Here is an 18,337-nt window from a genome sequence, read left to right on the forward strand (position 1 = left end):
GATACAGTTGCGGTCGAAAAGCATCGTCTCTGAGGTCATATATGGAACGTCACTTGGCAGCGGTCCTTGCAGCCGATGTTGTGGGTTATACGCGCATGATTGGCGCCGATGAGGCCGGCGCGCTCGCTGCTTTGCGCGCATTTCGGGCAGAGGTGTTCGGACCGACGGTGGCCGGGCATCACGGCAGGATCGTCAAATCGATGGGCGATGGGTGGCTGGTGGAATTCAGCTCTGTCGTCGAGGCGGTGAATTGTGCCATACAAGTGCAAGATCGTCTGACCGGGCATCCACTCATCGCACTGCGAATTGGGGTACACATAGGCGATGTGGTTCATGAGGATGAGGATATATTCGGCGACGGCGTTAACGTCGCCGCGAGGCTGGAGGCTTTGGCCGAGCCTGGTGGTATCGCCGTCTCAGACTCGGCATATTCAAGCCTGGACGGCACCCTGACTCCATCCTTTGCCGACACAGGTGAGCAAACGTTAAAGAACGTAGCAAAGCCAATGCGTGTGTGGGTAAAGACAACGACGCCCTCTGAGGCTTCGAACGCCCCAACGCGCGGCCGCTCTACCGGCTATCCACACCTTGCGATTCTGCCTGTCGCAACTTCAGACGAACGGACAGACGTCCGCGAATTGGCGGAAGGTCTGACGGGCGATTTGGATGCGACGCTCACTGCAGTGCGCTGGCTGGTCGTTGCGGTGAGCGAGCTGCAGCACGCAAGAGACTACGTACTGAAATGCACGCTCCGAAGCCATGGCGACCGCCTGCGGTTGGAGGCTCGTTTGTTCGAGCCGGGCGGTACGCAGATCTGGGCACGCAAGTTCGACGGGGATCTGGCGAATTGTTTCGACTGGCAGGACAGAACGGCCGAGGCGGCGGCATTGGATGTCATCACCAGGATGCTCGATGCGGAGAGAGATCGCATGTCGCGCATCCGACTGGAAGACCGGACGGCGGAGGAATGTCTGGTCCAGGGTTTCATGCAACTTCGGCTTGGCGATTCACAATCATTTGTGGACTCGTTGACCAGCTATATGCAGGCGATCGAAAAAGACGCGGATCTGGCGGACGCCTATGGTGAGGCGATCTGGACAACCTGTGCGGGGATGTCAATCGGCCTTAAGAGCGTTTTGCCCTTCTACGAGGAGTATTTTCCCGATTGGGTCGCCCAGGGCAGTCGTCTGACCGGCCGCAGTCCCATTCTTGGTATCGGTATTGCACTCGCCAATTTCAAATCGAGTTCGGATGCAGCGCCATTGCGTAACGCAATAACAGATGCTCTGCGCGTGTCGGCGTCTGATGCGCACGTCCTGCATTATGCGGCCTGGTGCTCCCTCTGGTGCGGAGAGACTTCGACTGCCCTGGATTGCTTCAGAAAATTCGAACGTTTCGGTAAAGCCCATCCGTTTTCAGCGCCAGCAAAGGGCGGTGCGGCGATTGCATCCCTCCAGTTGGGCGACGATGCCACAGCAATCAGGATGGCCAATGAGGGGCTCGAACTATCCAGCACCTATGCATCGCTATATTCGGTGCTGGCAGCAGCGTATGCGAACTCCGGCAAACCTGAAAAGGCCGCTGCCGCATTGTCCGCCTATCGGGAATTGGTGCCCGACCGAACGATCTCCTCCTGGAGGACCATGAATGATTACGGCGGCTCCGCAGGTGGTGAACGTTACTTCGACGGTCTGCGAAAGGCTGGCCTGCCAGAATGACCACAGCCGGCCGGAGGTAAAAAAGCGCATCTGGCCAACCGCGCTTTGTCCACTAAGCATCAGTCGGAAGGTGACCGTAAATCGGGCCGCGACCTGGTGCGGTGTTATTTCCGGCAAGCCGCACTATATTGATTTTGCCATGTTGCGGACGGTCAAGAGATTCTCGCAGAAAATTACGCCCGGTGCCGTCGCCTCGGCCATCATGCATGCGATCATATTGACCCTGCTGATTTTTGGCCTGCCGCAGGCGAGGATGGAAGCTGAAGGACCGGAAGCGATCCAGATTCAATTGGTGCATCCCGAGGAAGACGCGCTCGGGGAAGAGCAGCAGAACGCCGAACCGGCGACCGAGCCAACGTCCGGCATGGAAGAAACCGCTTCGGTCGATCAGGCGGAAGTGCAAGCTCTCCCGGCACTTCGTCCCGTGTATCAGTTCGGCGAAAAGAATGCGGGCCCCAGCGAAACTGCAGATGGCGATGCACTGAGCGGTTCACCGACAACCGAGACGCCACCCTCCGAGGAGCCGCTGCAAGAGGCCGCTACACCGGAGCACACTGTCGACGTGCGCGAAGCGCCAAGCCTAGAGGCGACAGCAGTGCCGGAGGCCGGGGATGAACCGCAAAAACCGGCGGAAACGACCGAAACAGTGCGTTCGTTGCACGATGACAAGAGCCCGGTTGCGACAACCGCGATGGCGGACCTCCCGCGCGGAATCCGTGCCGGTGACCTTTGCGCCACGGAGTTGCGTCGTCAGCTCCTGGACTCCCCTCAGGCTTACTGGCCGGACATTCTGCCAGCCTATCGGCTGGATGAGGGAACAGTGTTGCAGGTGCAAAAGGGGGCATTCCGGTCCAACACCCGGTGGTTTAATTTAAAATTCCGGTGTGAAGTCGATGAGGCCGCAACCAGGGTCGTTTCCTTTGAATACGATGTCGGGGCACCTATTCCACCCGCCGAATGGGCGGGTCGCGGTCTACCTGCGTCATAGGCCGGGATACTTTCGACGGCAATCTGAGGGGGCTCGCTAACAGAGTCCGGTCGAACCATGCCGCCGCCACGCAAACGAACTGAAGCAACACCGCCATTTGCCACGGAACCGTTGGGATCCTGACTATTTCCGGCAGGTCACTGAATATTTTGTACGTCGGGTTGTGTTACTGTTCGCTCACCGATCAGGAAGTACGTTGCCATCTGCCCCTTCCCTTTGATCTCGATCGTGCCGCGCGGTTCCAGCTCAAATCTTTCGTCCAACAGTTTAGCGGTGTCGGCACTGATTTGTATTTTCCCGGTTTCGCCGTGGCTTTCCATTCGTGCGGCGATGTTTACGGTGTCGCCCCATAGATCGTAGGCAAACTTTTTCTGTCCGATCACGCCAGCCACAACAGGTCCGGAGTGAATGCCGACGCGGATCTGCAGGCGCTTGCCCGTTTCCTGCGATACCTGTTCGGCTGCCACCATCATTTTCAGGGCCAGTCTTGCGATTGCTTCAGCGTGGTCGTGCCGCGCAGCCGGAAGCCCGGCCACCACCATATAGGCGTCGCCGATCGTCTTTATTTTTTCAAGATCCAAGCTGTCAACCAAAGCATCGAACCGGCTGAATATCCTGTTCAGCAGGGTCACCAGCGCCTCTGGTGAGGATCGTCCGGCCATCACGGTAAATCCAACAATGTCGGCAAACAGGATCGTCACCTGCTTGTGACTGTCGGCAATGACTTTCGGGTTCTGTTTCAGCCGTTCGGCTACCGCCGGTGGCATTATATTGTGCAGAAGCGCCTCTGATTTGCGAAACTCCGATTCCAGAGCAGCTTCCGCCACATCCACAGCATGACGATAAGTAAGCACCACCATCAGCAACAATGCTGCCGTCGCTGCACCGTTGACCGTCGCAAAGATCAAATTCCACAAAGGCGGCAGTTCAGCGACGGGGGGCACCGTCAGGCCGAGAGCGATTGCGCCGATGAACGCTGCAGCGTTGGCGCTCATGAGGACCGCTTGAGTCCGCCGGCTCACCCATTCGCTCAAGGGGCTATAGACCAGTCCAACCAAACCAAACAAAAAGAATGCCGGCTTCAGCCCGATAAAAAGCGTGACGAGGATGACACCGACAATGTTCTGGCCATTTACAAGGTGGAAACCGATGTCAGGCCGACCGGAAACGAGACAGTAAAAACAGAAGGCTGTGAGAAGCACGCCGGCCCCGTTGTAAGCGGCGAGAACGTTTTGATCGAGCTGCAGAAAGATATATGCCGATAAACCCTGGACGACCATCCAGGCGCTATAGCCAATCTTGGCGCCCGCAAAGATGCGGGCTTCGCCGGCCGGCAAGTCTGTTGGCACATATGCATACCAGGCACGAATCCGCTTTAACACCGTCAAATTTTTCCCTTGCCGGCATAGTTTCTTCTAATGCCAATCTCTCATTGGGCGAACTTCAATGCAACGATCGTCAGAGCGCTGCAACGCCCAAATGTCAGCATTCCTATAGAACGCTGGCGGTGAGCCTAAGTCACCCACTGCCAGGGCCGCTCACCCTCTCCCATCCAGAACAGTGAATATCCCGCTTGCCCTGACGATGCGCTTTTCGCCGACATGCGCATAGGTGTTGGCGAAAGCGGCCATGCGGCCGACTTTCTGCACATCTGTCTTGTAGACGACCCAGTCACCCTTTTGGGCGCTGCCGGCAAAATCGATGGTGATGCTCGTCGTGACCATCGGCCGGTTAATGTCGGGAAAGCCGCCGGCGCCGTAACCGAGCGCAATATCGGCGACGGTGCTTAAGAAACCGCCATGCACGAAACCTCTGGAATTGCAGTGTTTTTCTTCCGCAAAGAAGCCGATCTGCAGCCCTTCGTCGGTCAGCTTGTAGTAAAGCGGCCCGACCATATCGATATAGGGGCTGCTGCGGGACACAACTTCAAAACCGGCTGGTATTTCGGACATCGCAATTCCTCGAAGAACGGGTTGAATGGCTGCGGCACGTCAACAAAGGTTGAGGCGCCGACATCTTCAACCGGCTTAAGAAGAGTTGCAAGCCGCCAGCTGTTTGTCGGTGAATGTCAGGATACGGCAGTGCTTTGCGGCTACCACCATTTATCGGCTTCGAAGCGTCCGGCCGCCTTTTCAACCACATTGGCAAGGCGGAAGAGCGTTTCCTCATCGAAAGGCTTGCCGATCAGCTGCAGGCCAAGCGGCAGACCGCTATCGTCAAGACCGGCAGGAACGGCAATGCCCGGAAGCCCGGCCATGTTCACAGTCACCGTAAAAATGTCGTTGAGGTACATCTTGACCGGATCGGCAGCCATGTCCTGATCGGCGATCCCGAAAGCGGCAGACGGTGTCGCCGGCGTCAGGATGGCATCGACACCGTCATGGAAAACCGTCTCGAAGTCACGCTTGATCAGCGTGCGGACTTTCTGGGCGCGCAGGTAATAGGCGTCATAATAGCCCGCCGACAGCACGTAGGTACCGATCATGACGCGCCGTTTGACCTCGGGGCCGAAACCGGCCGCGCGGGTCTTTTCATACATTTCGACAATATCGTTGCCGGGCTTTCGAAGGCCATAGCGAACACCGTCATAGCGGGCAAGGTTCGATGAGGCCTCTGCTGGCGCGACAATATAGTAGGCCGGCAGGGCGTAATGGGTGTGCGGCAGCGAAATCTCAACGATCTCGGCGCCGGCATCCTTCATCCATGCAATGCCCTTTTGCCAGAGGGTCTCGATTTCCTCCGGCATGCCGTCGAGACGGTATTCCTTCGGAATGCCGATACGCATGCCCTTGATCGACTGGCCGATCGCGGCCTCGTAATCGGGAACCGGCATGTCGACGGAAGTGGTGTCCTTCGGATCGCTCGATGCCATGGATTTGAGCATGATCGCGGAATCACGCACATCGCGGGTGATCGGCCCTGCCTGATCGAGTGATGACGCAAAGGCAACGATGCCCCAGCGTGAACAACGGCCATAGGTCGGCTTGATGCCGACGGTTCCGGTAAAGGCGGCGGGCTGGCGGATCGAACCACCAGTGTCAGTTGCTGTCGCGCCGGCGCAAAGATGCGCCGATACGGCGGCGGCCGAGCCACCGGACGATCCGCCCGGCACCAGCGCCTTGTTGTTGTCCTTGCCGCGCCACGGATTGGTCACCGGGCCATAGTAGGAGGTTTCGTTGGACGAGCCCATGGCGAACTCGTCCATGTTGAGCTTGCCGAGCATCACCGCGCCGTCCGCCCACAGATTGGACGTTACGGTCGATTCATAGCGCGGCTTGAAGCCGTCGAGGATATGGCTGCAGGCCTGAGTGTGGACACCCTCGGTGCCGAACAGATCCTTGATACCAAGCGGAATGCCTTCCAGCGCGCCGCCCTCGCCTTTTGCCAGCTTTTGGTCTGAGCGCGCTGCCTGGTCGCGTGCTTTGTCGGCGGTCACCGCCACATAGGCATTGAGGGACGGATTGGCAGCCTCGATTGCCGTAAGATAGGCACCCGTCAGCTCTGTTGAGGTGATGTCCTTGTTGCGCAGTTTTTCGCGCGCTTCGGCAATTGTCAGGCGTGTCAGATCGCTCATGTTTCGTAGTCACTCTTCAGGCAACAGGCAATTCGGCCTTGGGGCTGGCTGCTTGCGCATGTAATGCCGTATCCCGCCGGGCCGTCCGCTTCGTCAGTTCTATTCGACAACCTTGGGAACAAGGAAGAAGTTCTCGTCGCTTTCCGGCGCATTGGCAACAATGTCGCTCGCCTTGCCGCCGTCATTTACGACGTCGTCTCTCTTTTTCATCGGCATCGGCATGACGGACGTCATGGCCTCAACGCCCTCGACATCGACTTCATTGAGTTGCTCAACAAAACCCAAAATGGTGTTGAGTTCGCCTTCCATTCTCGCCGCTTCTTCATCGCTCACGGCAATGCGGGCAAGGTGGGCAACGCGTTTGACCGTTGCAAGATCGACAGACATCGGGGTTCAGCTCCAGATGATGATTGTTTGATCGTCGCTATAACCGCGCCGCCCTCGAAGGGCAAGGAAAAGCCGCTGGCCCGCCATATTTTGTCAAAGATCGAGCAGACCGCCGACGTCAGGGGTTTTGACCGCACCGGCACCGTCTTCCATGGCAGCGATGAATTTGTCCGCTGTCTGGTCAATGATCGGAAACGTTCCGTAATGGCACGGAATGACGCTAGAGAAATTGAAATACCGGCGACAGGCCAGCGCGGCTACAGCTCCGCCCATGGTGAAACGGTCGCCAATGGGCACGATGCCGATATCAGGCCGGTGCAGTTCGTTAATCAGCGCCATGTCGGAAAAGATATCGGTGTCGCCCATGTGAAGGAGCGTCGCCTCATCGTCGAAATGCAGAACGACCCCGTTGGGATTGCCGAGACAATGGGACACGCCGTCACTGGTGATGTGAGCCGACGAATGGAGTGCGTCGACGAAGGTTACGGAAAACCCGTCATGGCTGACCGTGCCGCCGGTATTGGTCGGGTCCAGCTTTTCCAGGCCACCATGATGTCCGAGCCACATGCACAGATCATAGTTGGTGATCACCGTCGCACCGGTCTGCTTGGCGACCTCGACCGTGTCGCCCACATGATCTCCGTGGCCATGGGTCAGGACGATGTGAGTCACATCCTTCGCCGCATCTTTCATATCCAGCCCTTCAAAACTGGGATTGCCGGTAAAGAACGGGTCGATCAGGATCGTCGCCTTAGCAGTTTCCACACGGAACGCCGAATGTCCCAGCCACTGAATTTTCATCGGATCGCCTCACCAGATTTGTTGTTTTTCAGTCAGATCGAAGGTTCGTAAAGGGAGCTTAGAGCTTGACAGCAATCATGAAAAGCACCAACCCGGTCCCTAAAAGGAATTGTACCCATGAGTATCAAATCGCTGGAAGAGCTTGCCGCCGAACTGCCGGATGGAAAGGTATTGGCTGGTCTTGATCTCGGAACAAAGACGATCGGAATTGCTGTCAGCGATCTCGGACTCTCCCTTGCCACGCCGAGAGAAGTGCTGCGGCGGACAAAGTTCACCAAAGACGCGGAAAAGCTCCTCGCGCTGCTCCGGGCGGAACACGTTGGTGCCTGCGTAATCGGCCTGCCGGTCAATATGGACGGAAGCGAAGGCCCGAGAGCCCAGGCAACGCGCGCCTTTGTCCGCAACCTTGAAGCCAAGGCCGACATGGACTTTGCGTTCTGGGACGAACGCCTATCGACCGTCGCTGCCGAACGGGCGCTTCTTGAGATGGATGTTTCGCGAAAAAAACGCGCCGGCCGTATCGATGCGGCGGCCGCCGCATTCATCCTTCAGGGGGCTTTGGACAGGCTTTCTTCGCTGTCCGCCGGCAATGCGGAGTAAACCGTGTCTGATGGCACCGCCGCATAGGCGGTTTCTTCCGGCACTGCGAAATAAGCTGCGTAACGCGCCTTTACCCACGCAATGATCTTTTTGCGCCAGCGGAAGCAAGCAATACCGAGCACAATGAAGCTGTCGACTATGATGGCTTTGAGCAGCAGCGGTGGAATGCTTTCCGGCCGCATGCCAAGCATGTCGCCATAGATCTGGAACACCAGATCGTGAACCTGACGGGAAAGCATGATGAAGCCGAAATTGATGTCGTGGTAAGACAAGCCATACCAGGACCCCAAAAACAGGATCGGTGCAAACCACAATATCAGGAACCACTTCATGCGACCTGCCCTCCTCGGCAGTCGGCCCCGTTTTCCGCCGGAGCAGCTTGAAAATGCATCGTATATGCAGCCGCGGCGCTATCGGGCGCGGTACGGCTGTCAAAAGATTGATCCCATTCGCCGCACCGCGCAACGTAAACTATTTATTAAGGTTAATATTCACAGGGCCGCCACATCCGGCGCTGCTTGTGCAGGGCCGTACCGGGCGCTATGACACTGTGTCTTTTGCAAGTCTGCGGTTTTTCCCATGTTACCGATATTTGAGAGCATTCTGCCCATATTTCTGATTGTGCTGTTGGGCGTAATCCTCAAGCGGCTGCCGATTGTCGACCGCAATGTCTGGCACGGTCTCGAGGAAGTCGGATATTACGTCCTCTTCCCTGCCCTTCTTTTTCTGACCCTTTATCGCGCTGATTTCAGTGGCCTTGAACTGACCGAAGTCAGCGTCGGCACGCTTCTCACCGTCGCCGTCATGTTTGCATTGATGCTCGCCCTGTGGCCGCTGATACGCCAAAACGGCGTGTCGGGCGCCGCCTACTCCACGGTTTTTCAAACAGCTACGCGCTGGAACGGTTTTGTCGCTCTGGCGATAGCAAACAAGATCTACGGCGAGACGGGCCTCGCTCTGACCGCCCTCGTCATGGCGATCATTGTCATTCCCATCAATTTCGGCAACGTCGCCATGCTCATCTGGTTCGTCAGTCCCGATCGCGACATGCGAAGACTGGCATGGCGGCTGGTGACAAATCCGCTCATTCTCGCGTCAGCCGCAGGCATCGCCTTCAATCTGCTGGCAATTCCGGTCTATGCACCGGTCGAACAGGCTATCGACCTCGTCGCCAGCGCGGCCCTCGGCATGGGCTTGCTCATGGTGGGTGCCGGTCTTCGCATTCGCGACACCATCAAACCGCCGCCGATCGCAATTCTTCCGGTGGTCCTGAAGCTTTTTGTCTTTCCTGCCGTGCTCACGGCCATGTCGTGGCTTGTCGGCGCCCGCGGCGAAACACTGATGATCCTGGCCATATGCGGCAGCGTGCCGGCCGCCATGAACGGCTATCTGCTTGCGAGGCAAATGGGTGGCGATGCACCGCTTTACGCGACCATCGCCACCCTGCAGACGGCGGCATCGTTTTTCACAATACCGCTGATCATTTACATCGCCGGCTATACAGCTTCCGGGTAGAGCAGCGAGACGATCTGCGCTGCGTCAAATCGCATATCGAGCATGCCGTATGTCGTGCGCCACGCGCCCGCCAGCCGCGATTCGGCAAAGGCGTCGGCGATGCGCCCGGCTCCCATGCGATAAAGTTCAGCCGCCGCCGCTGAATAGGCAAGTTGCTCGGCCAGCATTCGAGCCGCGCCCTCATCGCGCTGACAAAGGGCCGTTGCCGCTGTCAACACATCCACCGTGCGTTTTGAGAACGGACCGAGATCGGCGGCAATCGCAGTGATAACCGCCTCCAGCTGTTTCGGGTCCTGGCCAAGCGCACGCAGGAGATCGAGCGCCATAACATTGCCTGAACCTTCCCAGATCGCATTGACCGGCGCCTCGCGGTAATGCCGTGCCAGGGCTCTGTCTTCCACGTAGCCGTTGCCGCCCATGCATTCCATTGCTTCATAGATCAAAGGCGGCGCCAGCTTGCAGACCCAGTACTTGACCACCGGGGTCATCACCCGGGCATAGGCTGCCTCCTGCTCGTCCGTCGCTGCGTTGTCGAAGGCCCGGGCAAGGCGCATTACGAGGGCGGTCACCGCAGCCACATCCAGCGCCATATCTGCCATCACGCGTGACATGAGTGGCTGGTCGGCAAGCGGCTTGCCGAATGCCCTTCTTTGCCTGCAGTAATGGACCGCCTCGGCAAGCGACGCACGCATGATTCCGGCCGAGGCAAGCGCACAGTCGAGCCGGGTCAGCGTCACCATTTCAAGGATCGTGCGAACACCCTTGCCCGGATCGCCAAGCAGGTAGCCATAGGAGTTTGCGAATTCGACCTCGCTTGAGGCATTCGAGCGGTTCCCGAGCTTGTCCTTCAGTCTCTGGAACTGAAGACCGTTGGCCTTGCCGTCTTCCAGAAAACGTGGAACCAGAAAACAGCCGAGCCCTTCAGGCATCTGCGCCAGCATCAAAAAAGCATCGCTCATTGGAGCTGACATGAACCACTTGTGGCCGGTCAGGCGATAGACGCCCTCACCGACCTTCTCGGCGGAGCTGGTATTGGCCCTGACATCAGTACCGCCCTGTTTCTCGGTCATTCCCATGCCGACCGTTGCACTGTTTTTCCGAGCGATCGGCCGCTGTGACGAATCATAGGTGCGCGACAGGATTTTCGGCGCCCATATCTTGTGGACAGATGGGTTCGTCTGAATAGCAGCCATTGAAGCGCTGGTCATGGTGATCGGACAAAGATGACCGCACTCCATTCCCGCCGTCAGGAAAAACCGTATGCCACGCGCCTGATGGGCAATGCCTTTTTCCTGAGGCCTTTTTTCCCAGATCGAGCAATGAAGACCGTTGCTGGAGGAGCGGCGCATGAGCGCGTGATAGGCGGGGTGGAACTCCACCTGATCGATCCGGTTCCCGGACAAATCGAAAGTCTTGAGTTCCGGTGTCGACTGATTGGCAATCCGCGCAAGGTCCTGGGCCTCGGATGTCGTTACGAATCGTCCGATGGCTGAGAACTCATCGCGCAGTTCCTTGGGCATCTGATTCGCGACTTCGCAAATCATCGGGTCGGACTTGTAGGCGTTGATCCCCGAAAAGGGCTTGGGCTGATTGAGAACCTCATGCGTTACACGGTTCACGGTCGGTTTTGACATATGGGTCACGTTTTTACTCGGTCTTTCCCGGAATTGCTGTTGGATACGATTGGACGGGGATCATCCATTACTGTTGCGTCGATTTCTTGCCCATTTCGAATATGACGCCTATAGAAGCGCCAATCGACAAAATTTGCGAGTACTATCCATGGTTTTTCCCCATCGCCACCTGCTTGGCATCAACGGGCTCTCGGAATTGGATATCTCGTTTCTTCTCGACAAGGCGGACGAAGCTGTCAAGCTGAGCAGGCAACGGGAAAAGAAAACCTCAACCTTGCGGGGCCTCACACAGATAAATCTCTTTTTCGAGGCGTCAACCCGCACCCAGGCCTCTTTCGAACTCGCCGGCAAACGCCTCGGCGCAGATGTCATGAATATGTCTGTCGGAAACTCGTCGGTCAAAAAGGGTGAGACGCTGATCGACACGGCGATGACCCTCAACGCCATGCATCCGGACATATTGGTCGTGCGCCATGCCTCCGCCGGCGCAGCTGCGCTTCTGGCACAAAAGGTCGGCTGCTCGGTTATCAATGCCGGCGACGGTGCCCATGAACACCCGACGCAGGCGCTGCTCGACGCACTGACAATCCGCCGTGAGAAGGGCCGCATTTCAGGCCTTGTCGTTACCATTTGTGGCGACGTGCTCCACAGCCGTGTCGCTCGGTCGAACATAATTTTGTTAAATGCACTCGGCGCAACCATACGCGTCATTGCTCCATCGACGCTTTTGCCCACCGGGATCGCGCAGATGGGTGTCGAGGTGTTCCACCGCATGGAAGAGGGTCTGCGCGACGCGGACGTTGTCATGATGCTTCGGCTGCAGCGCGAACGGATGACAGGTTCCTTCGTGCCTTCGGTTCGTGAATATTTCCGCTACTTCGGCCTCGATGCACAAAAACTGGCGCTCGCCCGTCCGGATGCTCTTGTCATGCATCCCGGCCCCATGAACCGGGGCGTCGAAATCGCTTCAGAAATCGCCGACGGACCGCAAAGCGTGATCGAGGCACAGGTAGAGATGGGATTGGCGGTGCGCATGGCTGTTATGGAGACCCTGGTGCTGTCAGGCAACGGAGGGCCGGCACTGTGACAATCACCGTCCTTAAAAACGCCCGCATCATCGATCCGTCGCAGGATATGGACACAACGGGCCAGGTCGTTGTCGAAAATGGACGCATAACAGCCTGCGGTGACGCAAGCATGCCAAAGGGCGCTGACGAGATCGACTGCGGCGGCAAATTGATCATACCCGGTCTTGTCGATGCCCGCGTTTTTGTCGGCGAACCGGGTGCCGAACACCGAGAAACCATCGCCTCCGTCAGCCATGCCGCCGCTGCCGGCGGTGTTACGTCGCTTATAATGATGCCGGATACCTCGCCGGCCATTGACGATGTTGCACTGGTGGAATTTGTGCTGCGCACCGCGCGGGAACAGGCCAGTGTCAATATTTATCCGTCCGCCGCCATGACAAAGGGCTTGAACGGTAGCGAACTTACCGAGTTCGGTCTGCTGCGGGATGCCGGTGCCGTGATGCTGACAAACGGCCGCAACACCGTCGGCAATACACTAGTTCTGCGCCGCGCCCTCACCTATGCACGGGACTTCGGACTTGTCGTCGCCTGTGAAACACAGGACGAATACCTAGCCGCCCAAGGCGTCATGAACGAGGGCCTTTTTGCAAGCTGGCTTGGCCTTGAGGGCATTCCCAGAGAAGCCGAGATCATCCCGCTGGAGCGCGATTTGAGGCTCGCGGAGCTAACCGGCGCCCGTTATCACGCGGCCAAGATTTCCACGTCCGAATCGGTCGAGGCGATCCGTAGCGCAAGGGCGCGCGGCACCTCGGTCACCTGTGGCGTTTCGATCAACCACATCAGCCTGAACGAAAACGATATCGGCGAGTACCGGACCTTCTTCAGATTGTCTCCGCCGCTTCGCAGCGAAGACGACCGGCGGGCGATGGTTGAAGCGCTTGAGAGCGGTGACATCGACATCATCGTTTCATCCCACGATCCGCAGGACGTCGACACCAAAAGACTTCCCTTTGCCGATGCCGCCGACGGCGCGATCGGACTGGAAACACTGCTGGCGGCGGCCCTGCGGCTCCACCACAGCGGCGACGTGCCGCTCATGAGACTGATCGATGCCATGTCCACCCGCCCGGCCCGGATATTCGGCCTCGATGCGGGCTCATTGAAACCGGACAGCCGCGCTGATCTTGCCATTGTCGATCTCGACGAACCGTGGCTGGTCGCCAAGGATGAATTGCACTCCCGGTCCAAAAACACGCCGTTCGAGGATGCCCGTTTTCAGGGCCGCGTAACCGCCACAATGGTTGCCGGAAAGTTTGTTTTCGAAAGCAAATAGCGCAAACTGTGCGTACGCTGGCCGCACTGTCGATTTTCAGTTTGCCGTTGTGTAAGGTTGCCGGCACAACGATCTACTGTCAGCAATTGTGACTGAATTCATGGGATGAGCAGTATGCCCGATCCGATCAGTTGGCAGGCCAGCCTGCCCTATTTCGCTACCGCACTGATAATCGGCTACCTTCTGGGATCGATCCCGTTTGGTCTGATACTTACGCGGCTGGCAGGTCTCGGGGATGTTCGCAAGATAGGTTCCGGAAACATCGGCGCCACAAACGTCCTTCGAACTGGCAACAAGTTCCTCGCCGCGGCAACGTTGCTTCTGGATGCCCTCAAAGGTACCGCCGCCGTTCTCATATTTTTTACGCTCTGGGGCCAGGATGCGGCTGTCATTGCCGGCTTCGGCGCCTTTTTGGGGCACCTGTTTCCGGTCTGGCTGAAGTTCAGCGGCGGCAAAGGGATCGCGACCTATATCGGTGTCCTGCTCGGTCTCCTGCCGCTCGGTGTCGCCGTATTCGCTGTGGTCTGGCTCGCGACAGCCGCCCTCACCCGCTATTCGTCCCTTGCAGCTCTCATCTCCGCGATCGTGGTGCCCGTTGCCATGTATCTTCTGGGGCATATCCAGGTTGCCGAACTGTTCACCGTCATGAGCGCGATCACCATCGTCAAGCACCGTGCCAACATTTCCCGCCTGCTTTCGGGCGAAGAAAGCCGCATCGGGGAAAAAGGCTGATGGCCGAGCGCGGTATGGACCGCAAATCTCTGTCACAGGAAGACCGTATCGCCTGGTTGCGCCTTGTCCGCAGTGAAAATGTCGGCCCGGTCACCTTCAGGAAGCTGGTGCGAAGGTTCGGCTCGGCTCAACAGGCGCTGGATATGCTGCCTGAGATGTCGCGCAGGGGCGGCTCCGCAAAGACTTTACGAATTTGCAGCTACGAGGCGGCCGAACGCGAAATGGCCGATGCCGAGCGTCTTGGATGTAGAATGATCGGCCTTGAAGAGCCGGACTATCCATCAGCCCTTCGCGCAGCCGACGGTGCACCGCCACTGCTAACCGTCAAAGGCAGCCCATCGGCCTTGACGCGCCCATCCGTAGCAATTGTCGGCTCGCGCAATGCCTCGGCGGTTGGCGGCAAGATCGCACGCAGCCTTGCAGCGGGAATAGGTCGGGCGGGTTACACGATCACGTCCGGTCTTGCTCGCGGTATCGACGCGGCCGCCCACGAAGCTGCGCTTGGGAGCGGAACCATTGCGGTTATGGCCGGCGGGTTGGACCGGCCCTATCCGCCACAGAATATCCCATTGCTGCAGTCCATATGCGAGAGTGACAGCGGCATTGCGGTCAGTGAAATGCCCTTGGACTGGGAGCCGCGTGCGCGCGATTTCCCCCGCCGAAATCGAATCATCGCAGGCATCGGTCTCGGTCTGATCGTCGTTGAGGCTGCCAAAAAATCCGGATCGCTGATTTCCGCACGGATTGCCGGTGAACTCGGCCGGCTTGTCTTTGCGGTACCCGGCTCGCCGCTTGATCCCCGCGCCAGGGGCACCAATGACCTGATAAAGGACGGCGCCATTTTGACCAGCGACGCCGATGATGTTCTGCAGGCATTAGCTCCACTCAGCGGCAAGACCGGACCACTCGATCAACTGCCGTTGTTCCGCGAGGAGGAGGAAATTGCGCCTTCCGCGCAAATTGCTCCGACAGATTCGGACCGCACTCGCGTTGCCCAGGCACTGGGGCCCGCACCGGTCGGTATTGATGACCTCGTGCGGCATACAGACCTGCCGCCCGCTGAAATTTACGTCGTGCTGCTGGAACTCGATCTGGCCGGCAGGCTGGCGCGTCATCCGGGTGGATCGGTTTCGCTTTTACCAGGGTCAGCCCGATGAGATCGGCGGAAACCATAAGCAGAAAAATGGATTGAATTCACTGCGGCTTGTTATATTAAGTCGGCCTTCATCCACCCCAAAAGAGCGAACGATGAACCGGTTTGCCAGGTGTTGCAAACGGGTAATCCGAGCAAAAATTCGCTCATTGGCCCTTGACCCGCGGCAATTCGGTGTTCATTTCGGGGACCAGAGATTGCTGTTTCGGATTGAATACCGGCAATAGAATTTGCCCTCGGGGCACCACATTAGAGTTGTTATATGAACGTTGTCGTCGTTGAGTCACCTGCCAAAGCAAAGACCATCAACAGGTATCTGGGATCGGACTACAAGGTCCTGGCGTCCTTCGGCCATGTGCGCGATTTGCCGGCTAAGGACGGGTCCGTAAAGCCGGACGAAGACTTCGATATGACTTGGCAGGTCGATGCAGCCTCCAACAAGCGGTTGAAAGAAATCTCGGATGCCGTAAAGGCGTCGGACGGCCTTATCCTGGCAACTGACCCCGACCGTGAAGGCGAGGCAATCTCCTGGCATGTCCTTGAAGTTCTGCGCAACAAGCGCGGCGTCTTGGGTGACAAGCCGGTCAAGCGCGTTGTCTTCAACGCCATTACAAAAAAGGCCGTTCTGGACGCGATGGCAAACCCGCGCGATATCGATGAACCGCTGGTCGATGCTTATCTCGCCCGCCGTGCCCTCGACTATCTCGTCGGCTTCAACCTGTCGCCGGTGCTGTGGCGTAAGCTGCCGGGTGCACGCTCGGCAGGCCGGGTGCAATCGGTGGCGCTGCGGCTCGTATGCGACCGCGAAAGTGAAATCGAGCGCTTCGTCAGCGAGGAATACTGGCAGCTGGTCGCCCAGCTCCAAACGCCGCGCGGCGACAGCTTCGAAGCGCGGCTGGTCCTGGCCGACGGCAAGAGGCTGCAAAAGCTGTCCATCGCCGACGCGGAACATGCCGAACGCCTGAAGAAGCTGCTCGAGGGCGCAAGCTTCCTTGCTGATAGCGTCGAGGCAAAGCCGACCCGCCGCAATCCCGCCCCTCCCTTTACGACGTCCACACTGCAGCAGGCCGCGTCTTCCAAGCTCAGCTTCAACGCCTCACGCACGATGCAGGTCGCCCAGCGTCTTTATGAAGGTCTGGATATCGGCGGGGAAACCGTAGGACTTATCACCTATATGCGTACCGACGGCGTGCAGATGGCGTCCGAGGCTATCGACGGCGCGCGCGTCGTCATCGCTTCACATTTTGGCGAACGCTACTGTCCGGAAAAACCGCGCCACTACGCGACCAAGGCAAAAAACGCCCAGGAAGCCCACGAAGCGATCCGCCCGACCGACTTCAGCCGCACACCCGACAGCATGAAGCAATATCTCGACGGCGACCAGTACCGGCTCTATGAACTGGTTTGGAAGCGCGCCATCGCCAGCCAGATGGCCCCGGCCGAGATCGAACGCACGACGGTTGATATCTCCGCCCACAATGACGGCGAAATCGCAGGGCTGCGCGCGACCGGTTCCGTCATCCGTTTTGACGGCTTCATCGCCGCCTATACCGACCAGAAAGACGATGCCGACCAGTCGGATGACAACGAGGACAGCCGCCGGTTGCCGTTGATCAATGCGCAAGAGGACCTTGCGCGCGAAAAGATCGATGCAACGCAGCACTTCACCGAGCCGCCGCCCCGTTATTCGGAAGCTTCGCTGATCAAGAAGATGGAAGAGCTTGGCATTGGCCGCCCGTCCACCTATGCGGCGACGCTGGCGACCCTGCGTGACCGCGAATATGTCACGATCGACAAACGCAAGCTCATTCCCGAGGCTAAGGGCCGGCTGGTAACGGCGTTTCTTGAAAATTTCTTCGACCGCTATGTGGAATATGATTTCACCGCTGGTCTGGAAGAAAAGCTCGACAGAATTTCCGCCGGCGAACTGGTGTGGAAGGATGTTCTGCGCGATTTCTGGAAGGACTTCCTGAACCACATTGAGGGCACCAAGGAACTGCGCGTCACCAATGTGCTCGATGCATTGAACGAAGAGCTGGCGCCTCTCGTATTCCCGCAAAGGGAAGACGGATCGGATCCACGTATCTGCCCGAAATGCGGAACCGGCAACCTGTCGCTGAAGCTGAGCCGCTACGGCGCATTCGTTGGATGCTCCAACTATCCCGAATGCGGCTACACCCGGCAGCTATCTGCCGATTCCGCCGCCGACGACGCCAACGCCAACAATGAACCGCAGGACCTTGGCAAGGATCCGCTGACGGATGAGCCGATCACACTGCGCACCGGCCGCTTCGGACCCTATGTCCAGCGCGGTGAAGGCAAGGGCGCGAAGCGCTCGAGCCTGCCGAAAACCTGGAAGCCGGAAGATATTGACCATGAAAAGGCCATAGCCCTTCTGTCCCTGCCGCGCGATGTCGGCATGCATCCCGAAACCGGCAAGATGATCTCAGCCGGCCTTGGCCGCTACGGCCCGTTCCTGCTGCATGACGGTGCTTACGCAAATCTGGAGACCATTGAGGATGTCTTCTCCGTCGGCCTTAACCGGGCGGTTACGGTCCTTGCCGAAAAACAGGCAAAAGGCCCTGGCCGCCGCGCCAAGCCGGCGGCCCTCAAAGAACTGGGCGATCATCCCGATGGTGGACCGATAACCGTTCGCGACGGGCGTTACGGACCCTATGTCAACTGGGGCAAGATAAACGCCACGCTGCCGAAGGACGCCGACCCGCAGTCAATAACAGTCGAAAAGGCACTTGAGCTGATTGCAGCCAAAGCCGCCAAGGGCGGCAAGACAAAAGCCAAGACCACGAAAAAGAAAACGACCAAGAAAACCGCAGCAGCGAAAAAGACGAAAACGGTCCAGGCTGAGGATTGAAA

Annotated in this window: 16 protein-coding genes; 9 read left to right on the top strand and 7 right to left on the bottom strand. The window is 58.2% G+C overall.

The window, feature by feature from the left end:
• Positions 1–41 precede the first annotated feature (41 nt).
• Together ABVT35_RS12495 and ABVT35_RS12500 are read left to right on the top strand one after the other, a co-directional pair.
• Positions 42–1,718 (top strand): adenylate/guanylate cyclase domain-containing protein, encoded by a 1,677-nt coding sequence (locus tag ABVT35_RS12495; RefSeq protein WP_368466842.1) that lies wholly within the window; start codon positions 42–44, stop codon positions 1,716–1,718.
• A 70-nt stretch (positions 1,719–1,788) separates the two neighbouring features.
• Complete coding sequence (locus ABVT35_RS12500; RefSeq protein WP_368466844.1) at positions 1,789–2,706, top strand: DUF930 domain-containing protein; 918 nt, start codon at positions 1,789–1,791, stop codon at positions 2,704–2,706.
• 137 nt (positions 2,707–2,843) lie between these two features.
• On the opposite strand, the gene ABVT35_RS12505 is transcribed toward ABVT35_RS12500, so the two are convergent.
• The 5 genes from ABVT35_RS12505 to ABVT35_RS12525 all read right to left on the bottom strand — a co-directional run bounded on the left by ABVT35_RS12505 (position 2,844) and on the right by ABVT35_RS12525 (position 7,468).
• A complete protein-coding gene (locus ABVT35_RS12505) occupies positions 2,844–4,088 on the bottom strand; it encodes an adenylate/guanylate cyclase domain-containing protein (protein ID WP_368467857.1) in 1,245 nt (414 codons plus the stop codon).
• A gap of 156 nt (positions 4,089–4,244) precedes the next feature.
• Entirely contained in the window at positions 4,245–4,658 is a 414-nt protein-coding gene (locus ABVT35_RS12510) for a PaaI family thioesterase (RefSeq protein ID WP_368466847.1), read from the bottom strand.
• Between the two features lie 140 nt (positions 4,659–4,798).
• Entirely contained in the window at positions 4,799–6,280 is a 1,482-nt protein-coding gene (gatA, locus tag ABVT35_RS12515; protein WP_368466849.1) for an Asp-tRNA(Asn)/Glu-tRNA(Gln) amidotransferase subunit GatA, read from the bottom strand.
• A gap of 99 nt (positions 6,281–6,379) precedes the next feature.
• Complete coding sequence (gatC, locus tag ABVT35_RS12520; RefSeq protein WP_368466851.1) at positions 6,380–6,667, bottom strand: Asp-tRNA(Asn)/Glu-tRNA(Gln) amidotransferase subunit GatC; 288 nt, start codon at positions 6,665–6,667, stop codon at positions 6,380–6,382.
• A 93-nt stretch (positions 6,668–6,760) separates the two neighbouring features.
• Positions 6,761–7,468, bottom strand: coding sequence for a metal-dependent hydrolase (locus tag ABVT35_RS12525; protein ID WP_368466853.1), 708 nt, complete (start codon positions 7,466–7,468; stop codon positions 6,761–6,763).
• A 117-nt stretch (positions 7,469–7,585) separates the two neighbouring features.
• Here ABVT35_RS12525 and ruvX point away from each other — a divergent pair, with 117 nt between their 5' ends.
• Entirely contained in the window at positions 7,586–8,068 is a 483-nt protein-coding gene (ruvX, locus tag ABVT35_RS12530; protein ID WP_368466855.1) for a Holliday junction resolvase RuvX, read from the top strand.
• Here ruvX and ABVT35_RS12535 read toward each other — a convergent pair.
• On the bottom strand, positions 8,017–8,400 hold the full coding sequence (locus tag ABVT35_RS12535) for a DUF6105 family protein (RefSeq protein ID WP_368466857.1): 384 nt from the start codon (positions 8,398–8,400) through the stop codon (positions 8,017–8,019). The two genes, ruvX and ABVT35_RS12535, sit on opposite strands and share 52 nt — an antisense overlap.
• 247 nt (positions 8,401–8,647) lie before the next feature.
• Here ABVT35_RS12535 and ABVT35_RS12540 point away from each other — a divergent pair, with 247 nt between their 5' ends.
• Positions 8,648–9,583 carry an AEC family transporter gene (locus tag ABVT35_RS12540; protein WP_368466859.1) on the top strand — a complete coding sequence of 312 codons (936 nt, stop codon included), beginning with the start codon at positions 8,648–8,650 and terminating at the stop codon, positions 9,581–9,583.
• Here ABVT35_RS12540 and ABVT35_RS12545 read toward each other — a convergent pair.
• Positions 9,565–11,217 (bottom strand): acyl-CoA dehydrogenase family protein, encoded by a 1,653-nt coding sequence (locus ABVT35_RS12545; protein WP_368466861.1) that lies wholly within the window; start codon positions 11,215–11,217, stop codon positions 9,565–9,567. The genes ABVT35_RS12540 and ABVT35_RS12545 overlap by 19 nt on opposite strands.
• A gap of 148 nt (positions 11,218–11,365) precedes the next feature.
• Between ABVT35_RS12545 and ABVT35_RS12550 the strand changes: the two genes are divergently transcribed.
• The 5 genes from ABVT35_RS12550 (at position 11,366) to topA (ending at position 18,335) form a co-directional block, all read left to right on the top strand.
• Positions 11,366–12,304 (top strand): aspartate carbamoyltransferase catalytic subunit, encoded by a 939-nt coding sequence (locus ABVT35_RS12550; protein ID WP_368466863.1) that lies wholly within the window; start codon positions 11,366–11,368, stop codon positions 12,302–12,304.
• Positions 12,301–13,578: a dihydroorotase gene (locus ABVT35_RS12555; RefSeq protein WP_368466865.1), complete on the top strand. Its 1,278-nt coding sequence runs from the start codon at positions 12,301–12,303 to the stop codon at positions 13,576–13,578. Before ABVT35_RS12550 ends, ABVT35_RS12555 begins: the two co-directional genes overlap by 4 nt.
• 114 nt (positions 13,579–13,692) lie before the next feature.
• Positions 13,693–14,310, top strand: a complete 618-nt coding sequence (gene plsY, locus ABVT35_RS12560; RefSeq protein WP_368466867.1) for a glycerol-3-phosphate 1-O-acyltransferase PlsY — start codon at positions 13,693–13,695, stop codon at positions 14,308–14,310.
• Complete coding sequence (dprA, locus tag ABVT35_RS12565; RefSeq protein ID WP_368466869.1) at positions 14,310–15,467, top strand: DNA-processing protein DprA; 1,158 nt, start codon at positions 14,310–14,312, stop codon at positions 15,465–15,467. Before plsY ends, dprA begins: the two co-directional genes overlap by 1 nt.
• 258 nt (positions 15,468–15,725) lie before the next feature.
• Positions 15,726–18,335: a type I DNA topoisomerase gene (gene topA / locus ABVT35_RS12570; protein ID WP_368466871.1), complete on the top strand. Its 2,610-nt coding sequence runs from the start codon at positions 15,726–15,728 to the stop codon at positions 18,333–18,335.
• The last annotated feature ends 2 nt before the right edge of the window (positions 18,336–18,337 follow it).

Origin of the sequence: Hoeflea sp. TYP-13 (assembly GCF_040932035.1) — a bacterium.
Lineage (GTDB): Bacteria > Pseudomonadota > Alphaproteobacteria > Rhizobiales > Rhizobiaceae > Hoeflea_A.

Coding starts and splice junctions, on each gene's coding strand:
- ABVT35_RS12495 (WP_368466842.1), top strand. CDS start 42: ATGGAACGTCACTTGGCAGCGGTCCTTGCAGCCGATGTTGTGGGTTAT.
- ABVT35_RS12510 (WP_368466847.1), bottom strand. CDS start 4,658: ATGTCCGAAATACCAGCCGGTTTTGAAGTTGTGTCCCGCAGCAGCCCC.
- gatA (WP_368466849.1), bottom strand. CDS start 6,280: ATGAGCGATCTGACACGCCTGACAATTGCCGAAGCGCGCGAAAAACTG.
- gatC (WP_368466851.1), bottom strand. CDS start 6,667: ATGTCTGTCGATCTTGCAACGGTCAAACGCGTTGCCCACCTTGCCCGC.
- ABVT35_RS12525 (WP_368466853.1), bottom strand. CDS start 7,468: ATGAAAATTCAGTGGCTGGGACATTCGGCGTTCCGTGTGGAAACTGCT.
- ruvX (WP_368466855.1), top strand. CDS start 7,586: ATGAGTATCAAATCGCTGGAAGAGCTTGCCGCCGAACTGCCGGATGGA.
- ABVT35_RS12535 (WP_368466857.1), bottom strand. CDS start 8,400: ATGAAGTGGTTCCTGATATTGTGGTTTGCACCGATCCTGTTTTTGGGG.
- ABVT35_RS12540 (WP_368466859.1), top strand. CDS start 8,648: ATGTTACCGATATTTGAGAGCATTCTGCCCATATTTCTGATTGTGCTG.
- ABVT35_RS12545 (WP_368466861.1), bottom strand. CDS start 11,217: ATGTCAAAACCGACCGTGAACCGTGTAACGCATGAGGTTCTCAATCAG.
- ABVT35_RS12550 (WP_368466863.1), top strand. CDS start 11,366: ATGGTTTTTCCCCATCGCCACCTGCTTGGCATCAACGGGCTCTCGGAA.
- plsY (WP_368466867.1), top strand. CDS start 13,693: ATGCCCGATCCGATCAGTTGGCAGGCCAGCCTGCCCTATTTCGCTACC.
- dprA (WP_368466869.1), top strand. CDS start 14,310: ATGGCCGAGCGCGGTATGGACCGCAAATCTCTGTCACAGGAAGACCGT.
- topA (WP_368466871.1), top strand. CDS start 15,726: ATGAACGTTGTCGTCGTTGAGTCACCTGCCAAAGCAAAGACCATCAAC.